Below are 18,263 nucleotides of genomic sequence, written 5' to 3'. Positions count from 1 at the left end.
GACCGAGGTGGAAGGTGCCAGAAGCACGGCCGCGAGCGAGGGGGCCGGTTGAAGCAGGAGCGCACCCAGGTCGGCATCGTCGGGGCGGGCCCCAGTGGGCTCCTGCTGTCCCACCTGCTGCACCAGCGGGGCATTGAGTCGGTGGTGCTGGAGAAACGCACACGCGCGTACGTGGAAGGGCGGGTACGCGCGGGGCAACTACAGCACTCCACGGTGGACACCCTCAGACAGGCAGGAGTCGCCGCCAGGCTCGACCGTGAGGGCCTGGTCCATGAGGGCTTCGAACTCCGCTTCGGCGGCCGGGCCCACCGCATCCCGCTGGCGGAACTCACCGGCCGCCGCGTGACCATGTACGGCCAGCAGGAGATCGTGAAGGACCTCATCGCCTCGCGGCTCGACGTCGGCGGAAGGCTCCAATTCGGCGTCGACGACATCCGGATCTCCGGAGTGGACGGCGACACCCCGGCACTCCACTGCACGCTCGGGGGCGAGCGGACACGGCTCCGCTGCGACTTCGTCGCGGGCTGCGACGGATTCCACGGTGTGTCCCGGCAGTCGATACCCAGCGGGCGGCTCACGGTGTACCGGTACGACTACCCCTTCGCCTGGCTCGGCATCCTCGCCCGGGTGCCGCCCTCGACACGGGAGGTCATGTACGCGGTCCACGACAGGGGCTTCGCCCTGCACAGCATGCGGTCGCGCGCCGTCAGCCGCCTCTACCTCCAGGTCGGCAGCGGGGCCTGCCTGAGCGACTGGCCCGAGCGGCGCGTCTGGCCCGAGCTACGGCTGCGGCTCGCGCTCGACGACCTCGCCGAAGGGCCCGTACTGGACATGGGCATCACGGCCATGCGCGGCTTCGTCGCGGAACCCATGCGGTACGGGCGGCTGTTCCTCGTCGGCGACGCCGCGCACATCGTGCCGCCCAGCGCCGCCCTCGGGCTCAACCTCGCCATGGCCGACACCGCCGCCCTCGCTGACGCTCTCACCTCCTGGTATCGTGATCGCGACCCGGAGCCCCTCGACCGCTACTCCGCCCAGGCACTGCGGAGAGCCTGGCAGGGACAGGAGTTCTCGGCTCTGATGACCACGCTGCTGCACCGCTTCGACCACCACGAGCGGTTCGAGCAGCAGCTCCAGCGGGCCCGCCTCGAACGGCTCGTCGGCTCGCCGTCCGCGGCGAGGGAGTTCGCGGAACGGTATGTGAACACGCCCCGCGCCTGACCGCGTCGGCCCCGGACAGCGCCGAAGTCCGGGTGGGCCCGCGGAGGGTCGAGCGGCGCCCCCCACTCGGCGACGCGCCCCGCCCGGCTGTCGTCCGCGCGTGGCCGCGCCCTCGGCGTGCCCCGGTCACGGAGCCACCACCGTCCGCAGAGAGGGCAGTCCACCGATGCGTACGCTACTGATCGACAACCACGACTCGTACACCTACAACCTCTTCCAGCTACTCGCCGAGGTCAATGGGAGCGAGCCGGTCGTCCTCACCCACGACGACCCCCGGCTGCGGCACGTGGAACTCGGTTCGTTCGACAACGTGGTGATCTCGCCGGGACCCGGCCACCCCGCGCGGGACAGGGACTTCGGGGCCGCCGCCAGTGTCGTCGCGGACGCGCGGGTCCCCCTGCTCGGCGTCTGCCTGGGTCATCAGGGCATCGCGGTCGCCGCGGGCGGCACCGTACGGGCCGCTCCCCGGGCGCGGCACGGCCACCTCACCGCGGTCACCCACGACGGACGCGGACTCTTCGACGGCATTCCCCAGGGTTTCACGGCGGTCCGCTACCACTCCCTCTGCGTCGACGCGGCGCTGCCGACCGCGCTGGAGGCGACCGCCTGGGCGGAGGACGGCGTGGTCATGGCCATACGGCACCGGGAGCGGCCGCAGTGGGGCGTGCAGTTCCACCCGGAGTCCGTGGAGACCCGCTTCGGCCTCGCCCTCGTCCGCAACTTCGCCGACCTCACCCGCCGCCACCAGGCCGCCCGCCGCGACCAGGCGGTGCTGTCCACGCCGGGGCCCGCCCACAACGGCCGCCCGCAGGACACCCACACGAGCGGAGGGGATTCGGTGGGCGGTCGGATGGCGTCGGAACGCCCGGCGGCCGGAACCGGTGCGGCCGGTCACTCGGAGGCCGCTGGGGCCGGTGCCGCGGGTCACGCGGAGGCCCTGCCCCGGCCGCAGGTCTTCCGGCTACGCGTGCGGACGGTGGGGCGTGCTGTGGATACCGAGCGGGTCTTCGACGCGCTGTTCTCCGCCTCGCCCCAGGCATTCTGGCTGGACAGCGCGCGGGTCGAACCCGGCCTCTCCCGCTTCTCCTTCCTCGGGGACGGCAGCGGGCCCCTCGCCGAGTCCCTGACCTACCGGGTGGGCAGCGGCCATGTGGAGGCGGTAGGCGCGGACGGGGTGCCGCGGCGCATACCCGGCAGCGTGTTCGACCACCTCAAGCGGCAGTTGCGGCGGCGGATCGTCAGCGGGCCCGAGCTGCCGTTCGACTTCCGCTGCGGCTATGTCGGCTACTTCGGCTACGAACTCCGGACCGACTGCGGCTCCGCCACCCGGTTCCGCTCCCCCACGCCGGACGCCCGCTGGCTGTTCGCCGACCGGCTCGTCGCCGTCGACCACGAGGCGGACACCACCCATGTCCTCGCCCTCGACGACGGCACGGCCACGGGCGCCGCCGACTCCGAGCGCTGGCTCGACGCGACGGCGGCCACACTGGCACGGCTGCCGCGCACGGAACCAGCCCGCGCCACCCCCGCCCCCACCGGCACCCTGGACCCGGAGCCATGGCTCGCACGGGACCGCGCACGCTATGTCGCCGATATCGAGTCCTGCCGACGGCAACTGCTCGCCGGGGAGAGCTACGAGATCTGCCTGACGAACTCCCTGCGCGTCCCCTCGGACGACGACGGGATCGCCTTCTACCGGCGGCTGCGCCGCCACAACCCGGCCCCGTACGGCGCCTATCTGAAGTGGGACGGCATGGAGATCGCGTGCTCGTCCCCCGAGCGGTTCCTCAAAGTCGACCGGGAATGGGGGGTCGAGGCCAAGCCCATCAAGGGCACCGCGCCCCGGGGCGCCACCCCGGGCGAGGACAGGCTGCTCGCCAAGGCCCTGGCCACCAGCGCGAAGACGCGCGCCGAGAACCTGATGATCGTCGATCTGCTCCGCAACGACCTCGGGCGCGTCTGCGAGCCCGGCAGCGTCACGGTGCCCCGGCTGATGGCGGTGGAGAGTTACACCACCGTCCACCAACTGGTGTCCACGATCACCGGAAGGCTCAAGGAGGGCCTGGACGCGATCGACTGCATACGGGCCGCGTTCCCCGGCGGCTCCATGACGGGCGCCCCGAAGAAGCGCACCATGGAGATCATCGACTCGCTCGAAGGGCACGCGCGGGGCGTGTACTCGGGGGCCATCGGCTACCTCGGCTGTGACGGTACCGCCGATCTCAACATCGTCATCCGCACCGCCGTGCTGTTCGACGGCGCCTGGCATATCGGCGCCGGCGGCGCCATCGTCCTGGACTCCGATCCCGCGGAGGAGTACGCCGAGATGCTGCTGAAGGCCCACGCCCCCCTGCGGGCACTGTCCCCGCCCGCGGCCCCGGGCGGCCCCCACCCCCTGCGCGGCGTCCCGCGCGCGACACCACGCGGCATCACCGCGCGGCCCGTGACGGTCCCGTGGTCGGCGGGGTGAGCCATGCCCGCCGCCACCGGGGTCCGCCCGCGCGCACGGCGCGGCCGGACGGCAGTCGCGGGATGCGTCCGGCTGTCGAAGTGCTTCGTCTACCAGCAGTACTACGGCTGGCTCCTGGCGTGGCTGCTGCTGGCGCCGACGGCGGCGGACCGGCCCGCGGCCGTGGTTCCGATGTGGCTGTTCCTGGGCGGCTCGGTGTCCATATTCGCCTGCGCCTGCGCGATCGATGACATCGTCGGCTACCGCAACGGCAGCGACGCCGCCAACTACCTCACCGGCGACACCACCCGCGACATACGGGGCAAGCCCCTGCTCAGCGGCGCGCTCACCGAGCGGGCGGCCCTGTGGTTCGCGTGGGGCGCGGGGGCCGCGGCGGTCCTCTGCGGGGCGGGGGCGTTCCGGAGCCTGGGATGGTCGGCCCCGGTCTCCGCGTATCTGCTGTACGCGCTGGGGTTCGCGCTGAGCGTGCAGTACTCGGCGGGCCTGCGGCTCAGTTTCTTCAGGGGTGGCGCGGAGTGCCTGCTCGGTTCGGCCACCGCCGCGGGACTGCTCGCCCCGTATGTGGCCGTGCACGAAGGATGGTCCGCCGACGCCCTGCTGGTGGCGTCGCTGCTGGGCACGTGGCATGTGATGGTCAGCAGTTGTTCCAACGCCAACGACGCCGAGGGCGACCGCCGGGTGGGGCGGCGCACCCTGGCGGTGGTCGCGGGCCCCCGGGTGGTCACCGCGGTCCTGGTCGTGATCGCCCTGCTCTCCTGGGGGCTGGTGTGGGCGCTGGCCCTGGGCACCCGGTGGCCCTGGTGGACCACGCTGACGCTGGCCCCCGTGGTGGCCGCCCATCTCGCGCAGCTCCGCGCGGGCCCGCTCCGCGGGCAGTGGCTGAAGGCACGTCGTATCGGCTTCCTCGCCTACGACCTCGGCTTCCTGGGTGCCGCCACCACGGCCCTGCTGACACTCCGCGGCTGACCCGCCCCCCCCCACCACCGAAACGCCCCCGCACGACGTGCGGCGCTCACCCCTGCCCTGACCCCACCAGCCGTACCCCCACCGAAGGAGGAGCCATTGGCACGCGCGCGCACGCCGAACCACCTCGGAGAGCTGTTCGAATGGCATGCGGGCCGGTCCCGGCAGACGGTGATGCACGTGGACCGGCCCTTCGACATCGCCCCCGACGCCGGGACGGTCCTCGACGGCGCCCGGCTGGCCGCTCTGGTGCGGGAGGCGTCCGGCTGGCTGCACGCGGCGGGGCTGCGGCACGGGGACCGGGTGGCCATCGTCAAGGAGAACCACTACGACACGGTGATCGTCGCCGCCGGGGCCGCGAGGATGGGCGCCCTCCCGGTGATGATCGCACCGATCACGGCGACCGGGTCCATCAGGACCATGATCGACCGGATTGGTCCACGGCTTGTGGTCCTCGGGGCCGCCGTGGTGGCGCGGGCCGCGGTGGAGAGCTGTGAACTGGTCGGTTCCGGGCAGCGGACGGTGGTCCTCGGTGAGCCGGGGGTCCCGCTCCCCGGCGACGCCTTACGGCTCGCGGACGTGCTCGGTGCCGCGCCCGCGCCGGTGCGGATGGGCGCCGCGGACGAGCCGATGGTCGTGACCCACTCCTCGGGCACGACAGGGGTGCCCAAGCTGGTCGTCCACTCGGCCGCCACGGCGGTGGGGGCGCAGGCACGGCTTGAGTCGTCCCGGCTGCCGGTGGTGGTGAGCAGACGGTCGGACGTGACCGCTTCGGCGATCTCGTTTGCGCATTTCCGTGTGCTGTCGTGGACGGCCGGGCAGCTCAGGTTGGCGCCGAGACGCATGGTGGTCCTGTCGGACCCGGCGCCGGAGCGAGTGGCGGAGATGCTGTCCCGGCACCGGCCGTCGGTGCTGGAGGCGTGTCCGAACATCTTCCAGCGGTGGGAGGAGTTGGCGGATCTGAGACCGGCGCTGTTCGCGCGTGTGCGGTTGTTCGTCACGACCTTCGACGCCGTCCACCCGCGGACGGTTCGCGCGTTCCTGAGCGCGTCGGAGCGCAAGTTGCCGCTGTGGGCGCACGGCTGGGGACAGTCGGAGACGGGGCCGCTGTGCTCGAACCTCTTCACCCGGCGCTCGGTGCGGCCGCGTCCGTCGGCGGGCGAACGGGCCGGCACGCACGGTGTCACCAACGAGGTCGGCTGGCCGCTGCTGTGCCGGGTGCGGGCCGTCGACCCGGCGACGGGGCGGACGGTACGGCGCGGTGAGCCAGGGCTGTTGATGGCGTCGAGCGCGGGACGCTGTCTGGACTACCTCGGGGAGAGCGACCGGCACCGGGCGAAGCTCGACGGCCGCTGGTGGAACACCGGGGACCTGGGCAGACGGGTGGGACTCTTCCGGTTCAGCCTGATCGACCGGGAGGTCGACATGATTCCTGGCCTGAGCTGTATCGAACTGGAGAGCGTGCTGCTCGACCGGTTGCCGAGGGCCACGGAGGTGGTGGTACTCGCGGTGCGCGGGGAGTTGCCCGTGCCGGTACTGGCGATCCGGGACGGGCAACTCGATTCCGAGGAGTGGCGGCTCGCCACGGAGGGGCTGCCGGCGCTGGGGAGGCCGCGAATCCTGCCCTGGGACGAGATGCCGAGGACGGCCACCTGGAAGGTGCGCCGGATACCGCTGCGGGAGAAGGTCCTCGGCCCCGGCGAGTCCTTCGGCACCGGCCGCTGGACCTGAGCGGCAACGGCCCCGCCCCCGCCCAACTGCCCGGATTCCGGCTGCAACACCGGCTCCAGCACGGCACGGCACAGCTCCGGCTCCGGCTCCGGCTCCGGCTCCGTCCCTGCCCGGCCCACTCCCGCCCTGTCACCGCGTCCCGGAGTTCCCCCAGACAAGGAGTGCTTCCCATGTGGGTCCCCGACCCTCTCATCGATCTTCCGGCCACCGCCCCGGTGGACACCGCCACGTCCCCGATGCCGGACTGGCTCTACTGGACCCTGTTGCTGTCGGTCGGTGTCTTCTGGCTGCCCGCCTACGCGCTGGCGATCCACCGGGCGCGGGTGGACCGCCGGGTGGGCATCCCGGTGCTGCTGGTGCCGGTCAATCTGGCCTGGGAGTTCACCCACTCCCTAGTGCTTGAGCAGTTGCCCGAGCAGCGCCCGCTGAACTTCGGGGCCATGGTGCTCGATCTGGTGATCCTTGCCCAGGCGCTGCGGTACGGGGGCAGGGACACGGGGTTGTCTCCGGGGGCGTTCCGGTGGGTGGTGTGGGGGACGCTCGGCTATGCCTCGGTGTTCCTGGTGACGCTCACCTTCGAGTTCGGGGACTTCTACGGCATCTACACGGGGCTCGGGATCAACATCGCCCTGAGTCTGGCGTTTCTGCTGATGCTGCACCGGCGCGGTTCGTCGGCGGGGCAGTGCCTGTACGTGGCGTTCGGGAAGTGGTTGGGGACGCTGATGGTGGGCTTCCTCTTCGTCGGCCTGTATCCCGAGCGGCATCTGCTGCAGCTGCTAGCGGCGAGTGTCAGCGCCCTCGACATCGCCTACATCGTGCTGCTGCGCCGGCGCATACGCGCGGAGGGGCAGTCGCCGTGGACCCTTCGCAGGCCCCCCGTGGACGTGGCGCGCGGCGGTACGGAGGACATAGCGGTGGTCGGTGTCGGGCCGGGGGCGGGCGCGGTGTCCGGGGCGACGACGGATTAGGAGGCTGCCGTGACCAGACCGCTGTCGCCGGAGGTGCGGGCGGGCCATGCCGTGTACAACCGGCTGACGCTCGCGGTGTACGACTTCGCGCTGTACGAGGTGAGTTGCCGCTACACCTGGAAGTGCCCGAAGGGGAAGCTGCTTGAGCTGTTCGGGCGGAACGTGTCGGCGTCGCATCTCGATGTGGGCGTGGGGACCGGCTATCTCCTGGACCGCTGCCAGAAGTCCGGTGCCGTTCCCCGGGTCACGCTGGTGGACCTCAACGAGACGGCGCTGCGGTACGCGGCGAAGCGCTTGGCCCGGTTCCGGCCGGTGGCGGTGCGTGCGAACGCCCTGGAGCCGTTGCCGCTGCCGGAGCGGTCCCAGGAGTCGGCGTCGATGAATTTCCTGCTGCACTGTCTGCCGGGCTCGTTCGAAGAGAAGGCGCGCGTCTTCGACCGGGTGGCGGCGTGTGTGCGGGAGGGCGGCCGGATCTTCGGGGCGACGGTCCTGTCGGCGGGGGTGCCGGTGGGCCGGGGCGCCCGTTTTCAAATGGGCCGGCTGAACAGGTCCGGGGTCTTCCACAACGCGGACGACGGCGCGGAGGCGTTGGACGACGCCTTGGCCCGACGGTTCTCGACGTACGAGCTACGGATGGAGGGATGCTGCGGGCTCTTCGAGGCGACCGTCGGGTGAGCCGGATACGGCGTGAAGGGTGTGCGGGATTCGGAGCCCCGGTGGGGGTGTGGCCGGCGGGCTCGCGCCCCTGAACCCGGTCGGAGCGCGATCGCCCAACTCATCGCCACGGCCAACCACCGGCGCCGCGTCGCGGTGGTCCGCGCCCACGCGCGTGATGCGGCGTACGCGTCCGCCGAGGACTCCGGGACGCGCGGGGCGCGGTGACGGGGAGAGGGCGCCGCCCTCCTGCGGTCAGTGGTCCCGGCGTTCGGCCAGGTTTGCCAGTTCGTCGACGTCGTATATGGCGCGGCCGGGGGAGCCGTAGCGGGTGAGTTTTCCGCGGCGGGCCCACTGGCGGATGGTGGCCTCGGACACGCCGAGGGCGAGGGCGGCCAGCTTGGTGGGCAGCCGCCTGTGGCGGTTCGGCGGCACGTCAGTCTCCTGTGGTCCGTGGGCTGTTGCCGGGCTGGATGCGGCGGCTGAGGAGCAGCCACTGCTGGGGGCTCCAGGTGTGGCCCGCGTCGCAGTGGACACGGGGCGCGGGCGGGCCCGTCCCGGTGTCCGGGGTGGCCGGGGCGATGATGGTGCCGTCGCAGCCGGGGATGACACAGGGGCCGAGGACGGTGTCGGCGGGCTCCGGTGTGTCGATGACGCGGTGGGCGTCGGCCGTGAGGGCGTCGAGTTCGTCGAGGAGGGAGTCCGCGGCGGGGTGCTCGGCGAGCCAGGGCAGGTGGTGGGAGAGGAACTCCGCGAGGGCCGGTACGTTCCGGGCGGGCCGGTCGTCCGTCGCGCGTTCCTGGACCACCAGGTCGGCCCAGGAGGCCAGCACCTGGAGCGTGGCGTCGCGTACGTCCAGGATGGCCTGTCGCAGTGCGATGCCGATGTTCCGGGTGCCGGTGATGCGTTCCTTGACCCTGCGGTCGCCCGGTCCTGCCAGGGCGTGCCCGCATGCGTCGTAGAGGGCGGGGAGTTCGTCGAGAAGGGCCTGCATTCTGGCCGGTGAGGGGCCGTTCCCGATACGGGCCCGGTTTAATTGGGTGGCTTCCGCGACTTCTGTCCGCCTTGTTACCGGGCATGGTTGACCGTGGTTCATTTGAGGCTCCCGTTAATTCGAGTTCCCCTGCGGGCACACACGGGTGGCGCGAGTTTTCTCGCGTGTTTGTGGCGCCACGGAGGCAAGGGGAGGTGAATTCGGATTCATGGCGCGGTGCCATGAGTCCGGGCAGGGGGGAATGGGCGAGCCGACTAAAGGATGGGCGGCAGTGACTGCCGGCGCCATGCGGATGGGGCACGGCGAATTCGCTTTATCGCCGTGCGCGGCCATGTGGAAAGAGCGGCTTGCCCATGAGAATCCCCCGAGGCAATTCCCTGCGTGATTCAGGGTCTCCAAGGTAACCAGGGCCCTGAGCAGCGTCAAGGAGGAAATCCACAGGCCCCATAAAGAAACAGGCAATCATGCCGTCGTGAAGTAATTATTCATGGCCATACGCTCATCGTACCGGGCGTTGAAATCCATGAACCCGCCCGCCACACAGAGGAGATGAGACACCAGAACAAGCGTCAAGCCGCACACGAAAACGGAATTGCCCTTAGCGGTTCCCCCTCATCACCCTCATGCGCCCATTTACACCTCACCGGCAGTCGAAACGGGTCTCCCGCCCCCTGTTTTCACAAATCTACCGGAAGCCCGGGAAAGCGGCGCTTCGGATGCGTCGGCGCATGGTCGTGGCCCCTCCCTGCCCATGATGGGGCGTGGCGTCACGAATCCGCACGATGTGCAGCGGACGGTCCCCACGACACGTCAGGGCTCGCTAGGGTCGGCCCCGTTGTCACGGACATGACTCAGTTTCAGGGGGAAGCAGAACATGATCCAACGCAAGTACCGCACAGGTGAGGCGAGTCGGCGCGCGGGGCTGCGGCGCGCGCGGGGCGTGCTCGCGGTCGGGGCGGCCCTGGCCCTGGCCGGCGGCGCCGTCCAGACCGCGGCCGCCCAGGACGCCGCGTCCACGGGGGCCAAGGCCGGGGCGGACAAGGCGGCGTCGGCTGCCGCCGCCGAACTCACGCTGAAGACCATGACGTTCAACGCGTGCGCCAACACCGCGCCGACCACGAACGTCTGTATCAACGGTCAGAACACCGAGAAGGTAGCCTCCGACCTCGCCAACCGCATCCAGACGCTCCACCCCGACACGCGCGTGGTGTTCCTCCAGGAGGTCTGCTACAACGACATCGTCGCGCTGCGCAAGAAGGTCAGCTCCGACTGGAACTTCCGGTTCACCGGCATCAAGGACGAGGGCAGCGGCTCCTCCCCCACCGGCACGGTCGCACCGCGGGCCTGCGCCAAGAGCCGGGGGAACTTCGGGATCTCCATCGGGGTGAAGGCCGACGCCTCGTTCGCCGTGCACTACTACCCCGAGGACCACGTGCCTCACGCGCGCGACAAGTGGAAGCACTGGAACGTCCACCAGGCGGCCATCTGCGCCGACGTCGCCTCGTGGAACACGCGCGTGTGCGGCACGCACCTCACGCCCGCGCCCGGCGGCTCCTCGGCCGCCTTCCACGACGCGCAGGCCGCCCAGGTGAAGGACCTCATCGGCTACGGGGGCTCGGGCCCGCGCGTGATCCTCGGCGGCGACCTCAACTCGGCGACGCCGGTGGCGAGCAAGAACAGCACCGTGGGGCCGCTGTACGACGCGTACACCGAGTGCGACCAGGCCAACTACGGCGGCGCGCGCGACGGCGAGGGCACCTTCCAGGGCACCGACGGCACCCGCGGCTCGAAGCTGGACTACATCTTCGCCAGCAAGGACGCCACCACGTCCTGCTATGTGACGGACGCCCGGGTGAAGTCCTCGGACCACGTCCCGGTCACCGCGACGACCACGTTCCCGGCGAGCTGACCCGGCCGAGGTCACGCGGGACGCGCGCGCCCCGCGCGTAGAGCGCGCGTGTCCGTCCGCGGCGGGCCCTCGCCGGGCGCCAGGGCGGCGTACGCGCGGGTCAGTCCGCCGCCCTGAACACCAGCGCGGCGTTGTGCCCGCCGAAGCCGAAGGACGTGCTCAGGGCGGTGCGCATCGCCACCGTGCGTGGGGCCTTGGTGACCACGTCCAGTTCCAGGTCGAGGTCCTGGCCGTCCAGGTTGGCGGTGGGGGGCACGGCGCCGTGCCGGAGCGACAGCACCGTGATCGCGGCCTCCACGGCCCCGGCGGCGCCGAGGCAGTGCCCGATGACGCTCTTGCTCGCGGTCACCGGCGGCGCGTGCGGGAAGACCCGGCGGATCAGCCGGGCCTCGGCCTCGTCGTTGTACACGGTGGCGCTGCCGTGGGCGTTGATGTGGTCGATGTCCGCCGCCGTACAGCCCGCGTCGGCGAGCGCGGCGCGCACCGCGTCCTCGGCGCCCGCGCCCCCGGGGTGCGGGACGACGGGGTGGTGGGCGTCCGCGCCCGCCCCGTACCCGGCGAGGCGGGCGAGGGCCGGGGCGCCGCGGCGGCGGGCGTGCGCGGGGTGCTCCAGGACGAGGACGGCGGCGCCCTCGCCGAGGACAAAGCCGTCCCTGCCGGTGTCGAACGGGCGGGAGGCGCGCGCCGGGTCGTGGCGGCGCCGGGACAGGGCGCCGATGCTGGCGAAGCAGGCGGCGGTCATCCTGCTGCGGCCCGAGTCGCTGCCACCGGCGAGGACGATGTCGCAGCGGCCCGCGCGCAGCAGGTCGAGCGCGGTGCCGAGGGCGGTGGCGCCGGACGCGCAGGCGGTGGCGGTGACCAGGTTGACGCCGCGGGCACCGAGGTCGAGGGCGATCTCGGCGGCGACCATGTTGGGCAGGCTGCGGGTGATGTTGAACGCGGACAGTCGGCGGGCACCGCGGCGCAGCCGGTGGAACTGGTCCTCGTAGGAGTGCAGGCTGTTGCCGCTGGTGCCGATGACCACGCCCACGCGGGGCGCGCACCAGGTGGCGGGGGCGAGCCGGGCGGCGGCGACGGCCTGGCGTGCGGCGGCGATCCCGAAGTGGCAGTAGGGGTCGAGACGGCGGGCGCGGATGGCGCCGAGGAGGGCGGCGGCGTCGAAGTCGGGGACCGCGCACGAGAAGTCGACGGGGAGTCCCGCGAGGACGGGGTCGGCGGCGGCGCGCGGGGCGGCGGCGCGCAGGCCCGCCCAGACCGCCTCGGTTCCGGTGCCGGCGGGGGTGACGAGGCCGATGCCGGTGACGATCGCGTCGCGGTCCCCGGGGGGCGGGGTGCCGGGTCCTTCGGGGACTGCTGCCGGCCGCTGCGGAACTGCGCGGGGTGGCACGGGCGGAACCTTTCTGTACGTGTTCCGTGGGCTCAGGGCGTGGTGAAGAGCAGCACGGCGTTGTGGCCGCCAAAGCCGAAAGAGGACGACAGCGCCGCCCTCATGGCGGTGGGGCGCGGGGCGCCCGCGACGATGTCGAGCTTGGGCTGTGCGTCGTCCTGGTGGCGGAAGTTGGCCGTCGGCGGGATGCGCTGGTGGTGCAGGCTGAGGATGGTGTACGCCGCCTCCAGGGCCCCGGCCGCGCTCAGCGAGTGGCCGACGACGCCCTTGGCGGCGGTGACGGGAGGCGGGCAGTCGCCGAACTCCCGTACGAGCGCGGCGCCCTCGGCCTCGTCGCCGAGCCGGGTGGCGGTGCCGTGGGCGTTGATGTGGCCGATGTCCTCGGGGGCGGCGCCCGCGTCGTCCAGGGCGGTGCGCACGGCGCGGGCGGCACCGGCGCCGTCGGGCAGCGGCGCGAGCGGGTGGTGGGCGTCGCAGGTGGAGCCGTAGCCGCGCAGCAGGGCCCAGGCGCGTGCCCGACGCGCGCGTGCGTCGTCGACGCGCTCCATCACGAGGACGGCGGCGCCCTCGCCGAGGACGAAGCCGTCGCGGTCCGCGTCGAAGGGGCGGCATGCCTCCTCGGGGCGTTCCGCGCGGCGGGAGAGCGCCTTCATGCGGGTGAAGGAGAGCACGCTCATCGCGTCGCGGGGCGCGGCGCTGCCGCCGGTCAGGACGATGTCGCAGGTGCCGGAGCGCAGCAGGTCGCGCGCGATGCCGATGGCGGTGGCCGCGGAGGCGCAGGAGCTGGCGGTGGCGAAGCTGGGGCCGAGGGCGCGCAGGTCGATGGCCACCTCTCCCGCGGGGGTGCTGGCGATGCTGCGGGGCAGCGCGAGGGGGGAGATGCGGCTGTGGCGCCCCGCGTTGAGGTGCCCGAACTCGGTGGGGTAGGTGTCCAGGCTGTTGCCTCCGGTGCCGAGGACGACGCCGACGCGTTCGCCCGGCCATGCGCGGGGGTCGAGTCCGGCGTCGGCGACGGCGGCGCGGGCGGCGAGCAGCGCGAGGTGCGCGGCCCGGTCGAGGCGGAACGCGCGCGCTCTGCCGAGTTCGGCCGCCGCGTCGAAGGCCGGGGCGCGGCAGGTGAAGTCCACAGGGAGCCCGGCGAGCGCACGGTCGCGGGTGGCGAGGGAGCGTCCCGCGCAGAGGGTGGCCCAGTTGTCCTCGACGGTGAGGCCCGCGGGGGTGATCAGTCCGAGTCCGGTGACGGCGACGTCAGGTGCGGCGGGCATCGTTCTCGCTCTCGGGTGGGTGCGGGCGGGGGCCGTTGTCCCGGTCCAGCGGGTGGACCGGTGGGGGCAGGCTCGGGCAGCCGTCGTCGGCGGCGGCGGGTCCTGGGCGTGCGGCCCGGTGTGCCGTGTCGCCGGGGGCGGGGCGGCGGACGCGGGGGATCGTGGGGAACGCCTGTTCCGGTGCGGCGGCGGGCCGTTCCGTGCCGCCGGGGTGGCGGCGGGCGAGGCGGGGGCGCAGCCGGTCGAAGCGGTCGGCGCGGTCGGCCGAGTCCTCCAGGTGGCGGCCGAGGTCGTCCTGGGCGCGGGCGCCCTCGGGGTGCAGTGCGCCCCGCTCCAGGAGGCCGAGGGAGCGCACGAGGGGGACGACGACCTGGTCGTGGTGGATGCGCGGGTCGAAGATGCCGAAGGCGGCGATCCGGCCGGCCCTGGCGCCGTATCCGCGCAGGGTGTGGCCCGGCATGCGGAAGGAGGTGAGGACGTCGGTGAAGGCGCGGATGAAGGCTTCCGGGGCGAGTTCGAGTGCCTGGGAGCAGACGTCGCGGTAGAAGACCATGTGGAGGTTCTCGTCGGCGGCGATCCTGGCCAGGAGCCCGGCCCCGGCGGGCTCCCGGCAGGCCCGGCCGGTGTTGCGGTGCGCGACGCGGGTGGCGAGTTCCTGGACGGCCACGTACGACAGGGCGCTCAGCAGCGAGTCGTCGTGGTCGAAGCGGAACCCGGTGGAGACGTGCCGCATGCGCTCTTCTTCGAGGGCGATCGGGTCCACGGAGCGGGTCGCGGTGAGGTAGGCGCGCAGGGCGTGGCTGTGCCTGTCCTCCTCGGCGGTCCAGCGGTGCACCCAGGTGCCCCAGGGGCCGTCGCGGCCGACGTGGCGGACGATCTCCAGGTGGTAGCTGGGGAGGTTGTCCTCGGTGAGGAGGTTGACGACCATGGCGTCGCGCACGGCGGCCGGCAGGGCGGCCTGGCCGGGGTCCCAGGGCTCGCCGCCGAGGGGGCCGTCGAAGTCGCTGCCGGTGCTCCAGGGCACGTACTGGTGGGGGAACCACATGCGGGACGTCCTGAGGTGGCGGTCCACGTAGCGGGCGACGCAGGGTTCGAGTTCTCTGAGGAGGCCGGGGTCGCCGATGGTCTTCATGAGGCCCTCGCGGCGTGCCGGGCGGGCGCGAGGTTGAGGGCGCGTACGGCCTCGCCGAGGGTGGTGGCGGGGGTCAGGTCCATGGCCTCGTCGGGGAGTTCGAAGCCGAGGTCCTCCTCGGCGATGGTGACCATCTCCATGAGGGCGAGTGAGTCCATCTCCAGGCTCTCGAAGGTGGCGTCGGGCACGAGGCGTGCCCGGTCGAGCGGGAAGTGGTCGGTGAGCAGAGAGACGAACTCCTCCGGGAGGGAGGGGGCGCTGCGTTCCATGGGGACTCCAGAGGGCGGGACTGCCGGGGTGGCCCGGCCTGCCGTTGCGTGTCGTGCCCGTCGGCGCGCGGGGGCGCCGCGGGGACGGGTGTGGGTGCGGGGCTGGCGTGCCTGTGCGGCCCCTGCGCGGTGGCGCGCGGGGTCGCGGGCGTGCCCGCGCGAGCCGCTCCCGGGTTCGGGGCGGTCCGGGCAGGCACGGGACCGTGTGTCGCGGTCGTCAGGCGGCGGGGGCGGGCGGCGCGCCCCTGCGGGTGCTCGTGGGTCTGGACCACAGGTGTTCCCGCACGACATGGGTGAAGGTCTGCCGGAAGGCGTTCTCGGTGGCGGCCGGGGTGGCGGGTGGCGCGCCGAGCAGCGTGTGGTGGTCCGAGGGGAAGGGCTCGCCGCCGTGGAGGACGGCGGCCTGGCCGAGCATCTGCCGCATCCGGGTGGTACGGGCGCCGGGGGCGCGGCGGTTGAGCAGCGCGGGGGCCTCGGGGGGAGGCACGAGGCGTGGCCTCGGCAGGTGGATGCCGTGGTCGTGGGCGATCTCGTGGGCGAGGTCGCAGAGCCGGTCGAGGCGGGGGGCCGTGGTGCCTGCGGTCACCCAGTGGCGTCCGCCGCTCTCGCCGCGGGTGACGGCGGTGGCGATGGCGCGTGCGACCAGGTCGCTCGGGACGAGGTCGAGCGTGGTGTCGGGCTGCCCGGGGAGCCACGGCACCCAGCCGAGTACCACGCAGAACAGGGTCGCGGTGAGGCCCTGGTGGCGCTGGCTGCGGCCGGTGTGCGAGTCGCCGACGACCACGGAGGGCAGCAGTGTCACGGTGGGCACGCCGAGTTCGCGCACGATGCGTTCCGCGGCGAGTTTCGAGTCCAGGTAGGCGAGCACGGGTGCGGTGTCGGAGCCGCCGAACAGGGCGGCGTTGCCGCGGGCGAGTTCTCTCCTGGCGACGAAGGCGCTGGAGAGGTGGACGAGGGTGGCGCCCGCTTCCGCCGTGAACTCGGCGACGTTGCGGGTGCCTTCGGCGTTCACGCGCAGGGTGTGCGCGGTGTCGGGGCCGAATCCGGTGTCGGCGGCGCAGTGCACCACCGTGTCCACGCGCGCGGCCAGTTCCCTGCGGACGTCGCCTGGCAGCCCCAGGCCGGGGCGGGTGATGTCGCCGGTCACCGTGGGGCCCGGCACTCCGGTCCGGTGGGTCAGGGCCACCACGTCGTGGTCGGCGGCCAGCAGGGGCAGCGCCGCGGCGGCCACCTGACCGCCGGCTCCGGTCACCAGGACCCTCCGGGTACGCATGAATCCCCCTTGAGCTGTTTGTGTCACTTTGAGGACTGTGTCAGATCATTCGGACAAAGGCGAAAAGAGATGTGGGCCATTCGAATGAACGCCTTTTCGACGCTTAAGCGTTTGCCTTGGGGAACATGGCGAATCATCCCATTCCTGTCGGGGTATGGGTGGTGGCCGGGGCTGGTCGGCCCGCTGTGTCCGGGCCGCGGGGGGCGCGTTGGCGTGGCTGGGAGGCGACTTGGTGACGAGGGGGCGCATGAGTCTCGCTTTCGCGCCGGAACAGAGATGCACCTCTTTTGGGTGTGGCGATTCGCGCGCGGGCCGCCCCGGCGGAATTCGGCGGCGGGCCATTACGCGAGGGCGCGTTCGCGACCGGGGGCGCCGGGCTCCGGGTCCCGTGCCGGGGGCGGCCGTTCAGACGGCGGAGTTAGCATCCGGGCATGAGCGATGAAGCGCAGAGCACGGCCGGGGACATCTACGAAGTCGAGATCGGGGCGTTGAGCGGGGGCGCAGCCGATCTGGGGCAGTTTCGCGGGCGTACGGTCCTGGTGGTGAACGTGGCCTCGCGCTGCGGCCTCACCCCGCAGTACGCGGGTCTTGAGCGGCTGCACGAGCGGTACGAGCCGCAGGGCTTCAGCGTACTGGGGGTGCCCTGCAACCAGTTCATGGGGCAGGAGCCCGGCACGGCGGGCGAGATCGCCGAGTTCTGTTCGGCCACGTACGGCGTGACCTTCCCGATGACGGAGAAGGTCGAGGTCAACGGCGAGGGCAGGCACCCGCTCTACCGACGCCTCGTGGACTTCGCCGACACCGAGGGCCACTCAGGGGACATCCGCTGGAACTTCGAGAAGTTCCTCGTCGGCCCCGACGGCGCGGTGGTGGCCCGGTTCTCGCCCCAGACCGAGCCGGAGGCCCCCGAGGTGCTGGCCGCCGTCGAGAAGGCCACCGCCGGAGGCCACTGACCACACCGGCACAAGGCTGCACCCATGGCCCGCCCCGGCGCCCTGCCGGAGGCGGGCCCGCCCTCCGCCACGGTCCACCGCGCCGGGCCCCCGCGGGCCGCCCGGCCCGTACGGCCGCCTGCCCCGCCCGCGTCGCACGGCGCCGCGGCAAGGCAGGATGGACGGGTGAACGGGGCACCTGACGACGAGAAGCGGCGCGCGGACGGCCGGCACCCGGCGTTGCCCCTGGGCGCGTTCGCGGCCCGCTCCCGCCTCTCCCCCAAGGCGCTGCGCCTCTACGACCGCCTGGGACTGCTCTCCCCCGCGCGGGTCGACGAGACGAGCGGCGAGCGCTACTACGACGCCGACCAGGTCGAGCACGCCAGGCTCGTCGCGCTGCTGCGCCGCCTGGACATGCCCCTGCCCCGGGTCGCCGAGGTCACCGGGCTCGGGGCGGCGTCGGCGGCGCGCGGGCTCGGGGAGTTCTGGGCCGAGGTGGAGGCCAGGATCACCGCGCAGCGCGCGCTGGTCGAGTATCTGCGGGCCCGGCTGTCCGGGCAGTCCACGCGGCTGTACGAGCAGTTCCACGTCAGGGTCGTGGACGTAGCGCCGCAGTATGTGATCACGCAGTCACGGCACGCCCTGGCGCACGAGCTGCCCGCGTGGGTGAGGGGCTCGCTCGACCGGCTGGTGGGGGCGGCGGAGACGGCGTGCGGCGGGGTGGCGGACGCGCCGTTCGTGGTCTTCCACGCCGAGGTCACCCAGGAGAGCGACGGCCCCGTCGAGACCTGTGTGCCGGTGGGCGACCCGGCGGCGGCACGCGCGTGGGTGCTGGCGCAGGGGCGTTCCGGCGCCGTGGGGGTGCGCCAGGAGCCCGCGCGGCGGCTGGCGTGCACCACCATCACCAAGGCGCAGGTGGAGTACCCGCAGATCATCGGCGCCTACGAGGCCGTCGAGGAGTGGATCGCCCGGCAGGGGCTGCGGGTGGCGGGCCCCGGCCGTGAGGTCTACTTCGCCGCGGAGGAGTGGGACGCGGCCGGTCCCGACGAGGCGATGTGCGACGTGGCCTACCCGGTGGTGGCCTGAGCCCGAGCC

Annotated in this window: 16 protein-coding genes; 9 read left to right on the top strand and 7 right to left on the bottom strand. The window is 72.8% G+C overall.

The window, feature by feature from the left end; translation table 11 throughout:
• Nucleotides 1–48: 48 nt before the first annotated feature.
• From ACIBIW_RS21005 to ACIBIW_RS20980, 6 genes are all read left to right on the top strand, one after another.
• The gene (locus ACIBIW_RS21005) at nucleotides 49–1,221 is read left to right on the top strand and encodes a 4-hydroxybenzoate 3-monooxygenase (RefSeq protein ID WP_399338262.1); all 1,173 of its coding nucleotides are present in this window, start codon (nucleotides 49–51) and stop codon (nucleotides 1,219–1,221) included.
• A 166-nt stretch (nucleotides 1,222–1,387) separates the two neighbouring features.
• Entirely contained in the window at nucleotides 1,388–3,691 is a 2,304-nt protein-coding gene (gene pabB, locus ACIBIW_RS21000) for an aminodeoxychorismate synthase component I (RefSeq protein WP_399338260.1), read from the top strand.
• Nucleotides 3,692–3,694: 3 nt separating this feature from the next.
• A complete protein-coding gene (locus ACIBIW_RS20995) occupies nucleotides 3,695–4,657 on the top strand; it encodes a UbiA family prenyltransferase (protein ID WP_399338258.1) in 963 nt (320 codons plus the stop codon).
• A gap of 96 nt (nucleotides 4,658–4,753) precedes the next feature.
• On the top strand, nucleotides 4,754–6,385 hold the full coding sequence (locus ACIBIW_RS20990) for a class I adenylate-forming enzyme family protein (protein ID WP_399338256.1): 1,632 nt from the start codon (nucleotides 4,754–4,756) through the stop codon (nucleotides 6,383–6,385).
• Nucleotides 6,386–6,555: 170 nt separating this feature from the next.
• Complete coding sequence (locus ACIBIW_RS20985) at nucleotides 6,556–7,353, top strand: hypothetical protein (protein ID WP_399338254.1); 798 nt, start codon at nucleotides 6,556–6,558, stop codon at nucleotides 7,351–7,353.
• 9 nt (nucleotides 7,354–7,362) lie between these two features.
• A complete protein-coding gene (locus tag ACIBIW_RS20980; RefSeq protein WP_399338252.1) occupies nucleotides 7,363–8,028 on the top strand; it encodes a class I SAM-dependent methyltransferase in 666 nt (221 codons plus the stop codon).
• 234 nt (nucleotides 8,029–8,262) lie between these two features.
• On the opposite strand, the gene ACIBIW_RS20975 is transcribed toward ACIBIW_RS20980, so the two are convergent.
• Nucleotides 8,263–8,442, bottom strand: coding sequence for a helix-turn-helix domain-containing protein (locus ACIBIW_RS20975; RefSeq protein WP_399338250.1), 180 nt, complete (start codon nucleotides 8,440–8,442; stop codon nucleotides 8,263–8,265).
• 1 nt (nucleotide 8,443) lies between these two features.
• The gene (locus ACIBIW_RS20970; protein WP_399338248.1) at nucleotides 8,444–9,001 is read right to left on the bottom strand and encodes an OvmZ protein; all 558 of its coding nucleotides are present in this window, start codon (nucleotides 8,999–9,001) and stop codon (nucleotides 8,444–8,446) included.
• 874 nt (nucleotides 9,002–9,875) lie between these two features.
• Between ACIBIW_RS20970 and ACIBIW_RS20965 the strand changes: the two genes are divergently transcribed.
• Complete coding sequence (locus ACIBIW_RS20965) at nucleotides 9,876–10,910, top strand: endonuclease/exonuclease/phosphatase family protein (RefSeq protein WP_399338246.1); 1,035 nt, start codon at nucleotides 9,876–9,878, stop codon at nucleotides 10,908–10,910.
• Nucleotides 10,911–11,010: 100 nt separating this feature from the next.
• Here ACIBIW_RS20965 and ACIBIW_RS20960 read toward each other — a convergent pair whose 3' ends face one another.
• The 5 genes from ACIBIW_RS20960 to ACIBIW_RS20940 form a co-directional block, all read right to left on the bottom strand.
• Entirely contained in the window at nucleotides 11,011–12,216 is a 1,206-nt protein-coding gene (locus tag ACIBIW_RS20960; RefSeq protein ID WP_399338417.1) for a beta-ketoacyl-[acyl-carrier-protein] synthase family protein, read from the bottom strand.
• A gap of 113 nt (nucleotides 12,217–12,329) precedes the next feature.
• Complete coding sequence (locus tag ACIBIW_RS20955) at nucleotides 12,330–13,562, bottom strand: beta-ketoacyl-[acyl-carrier-protein] synthase family protein (protein ID WP_399338244.1); 1,233 nt, start codon at nucleotides 13,560–13,562, stop codon at nucleotides 12,330–12,332.
• Nucleotides 13,546–14,694: an acyl-ACP desaturase gene (locus tag ACIBIW_RS20950; protein ID WP_399338242.1), complete on the bottom strand. Its 1,149-nt coding sequence runs from the start codon at nucleotides 14,692–14,694 to the stop codon at nucleotides 13,546–13,548. Before ACIBIW_RS20950 ends, ACIBIW_RS20955 begins: the two co-directional genes overlap by 17 nt.
• On the bottom strand, nucleotides 14,691–14,963 hold the full coding sequence (locus ACIBIW_RS20945) for an acyl carrier protein (RefSeq protein ID WP_399338240.1): 273 nt from the start codon (nucleotides 14,961–14,963) through the stop codon (nucleotides 14,691–14,693). Before ACIBIW_RS20945 ends, ACIBIW_RS20950 begins: the two co-directional genes overlap by 4 nt.
• Nucleotides 14,964–15,180: 217 nt before the next feature.
• Complete coding sequence (locus ACIBIW_RS20940) at nucleotides 15,181–16,236, bottom strand: SDR family oxidoreductase (RefSeq protein WP_399338239.1); 1,056 nt, start codon at nucleotides 16,234–16,236, stop codon at nucleotides 15,181–15,183.
• Between the two features lie 431 nt (nucleotides 16,237–16,667).
• On the opposite strand from ACIBIW_RS20940, the gene ACIBIW_RS20935 reads away from it, so the two are divergent.
• A complete protein-coding gene (locus ACIBIW_RS20935; protein WP_399338237.1) occupies nucleotides 16,668–17,189 on the top strand; it encodes a glutathione peroxidase in 522 nt (173 codons plus the stop codon).
• A 165-nt stretch (nucleotides 17,190–17,354) separates the two neighbouring features.
• The gene (locus ACIBIW_RS20930; RefSeq protein WP_399338234.1) at nucleotides 17,355–18,254 is read left to right on the top strand and encodes a MerR family transcriptional regulator; all 900 of its coding nucleotides are present in this window, start codon (nucleotides 17,355–17,357) and stop codon (nucleotides 18,252–18,254) included.
• The last annotated feature ends 9 nt before the right edge of the window (nucleotides 18,255–18,263 follow it).

The organism is Streptomyces sp. NPDC050560 (genome assembly GCF_044457285.1).
Lineage (GTDB): Bacteria > Actinomycetota > Actinomycetes > Streptomycetales > Streptomycetaceae > Streptomyces.
The sequence above is the reverse complement of the archived record's forward strand: the minus strand, read 5'-3'. Positions and strand labels throughout refer to the sequence as shown.

What these genes read in the sequence shown, in the direction of transcription:
- ACIBIW_RS20995 (WP_399338258.1), top strand. Translation starts at nt 3,695, where the DNA reads ATGCCCGCCGCCACCGGGGTCCGCCCGCGCGCACGGCGCGGCCGGACG.
- ACIBIW_RS20935 (WP_399338237.1), top strand. Translation starts at nt 16,668, where the DNA reads ATGAGCGATGAAGCGCAGAGCACGGCCGGGGACATCTACGAAGTCGAG.
- ACIBIW_RS20955 (WP_399338244.1), bottom strand. Translation starts at nt 13,562, where the DNA reads ATGCCCGCCGCACCTGACGTCGCCGTCACCGGACTCGGACTGATCACC.
- ACIBIW_RS20940 (WP_399338239.1), bottom strand. Translation starts at nt 16,236, where the DNA reads ATGCGTACCCGGAGGGTCCTGGTGACCGGAGCCGGCGGTCAGGTGGCC.
- ACIBIW_RS20985 (WP_399338254.1), top strand. Translation starts at nt 6,556, where the DNA reads ATGTGGGTCCCCGACCCTCTCATCGATCTTCCGGCCACCGCCCCGGTG.
- pabB (WP_399338260.1), top strand. Translation starts at nt 1,388, where the DNA reads ATGCGTACGCTACTGATCGACAACCACGACTCGTACACCTACAACCTC.
- ACIBIW_RS20965 (WP_399338246.1), top strand. Translation starts at nt 9,876, where the DNA reads ATGATCCAACGCAAGTACCGCACAGGTGAGGCGAGTCGGCGCGCGGGG.
- ACIBIW_RS20945 (WP_399338240.1), bottom strand. Translation starts at nt 14,963, where the DNA reads ATGGAACGCAGCGCCCCCTCCCTCCCGGAGGAGTTCGTCTCTCTGCTC.
- ACIBIW_RS20970 (WP_399338248.1), bottom strand. Translation starts at nt 9,001, where the DNA reads ATGCAGGCCCTTCTCGACGAACTCCCCGCCCTCTACGACGCATGCGGG.
- ACIBIW_RS20950 (WP_399338242.1), bottom strand. Translation starts at nt 14,694, where the DNA reads ATGAAGACCATCGGCGACCCCGGCCTCCTCAGAGAACTCGAACCCTGC.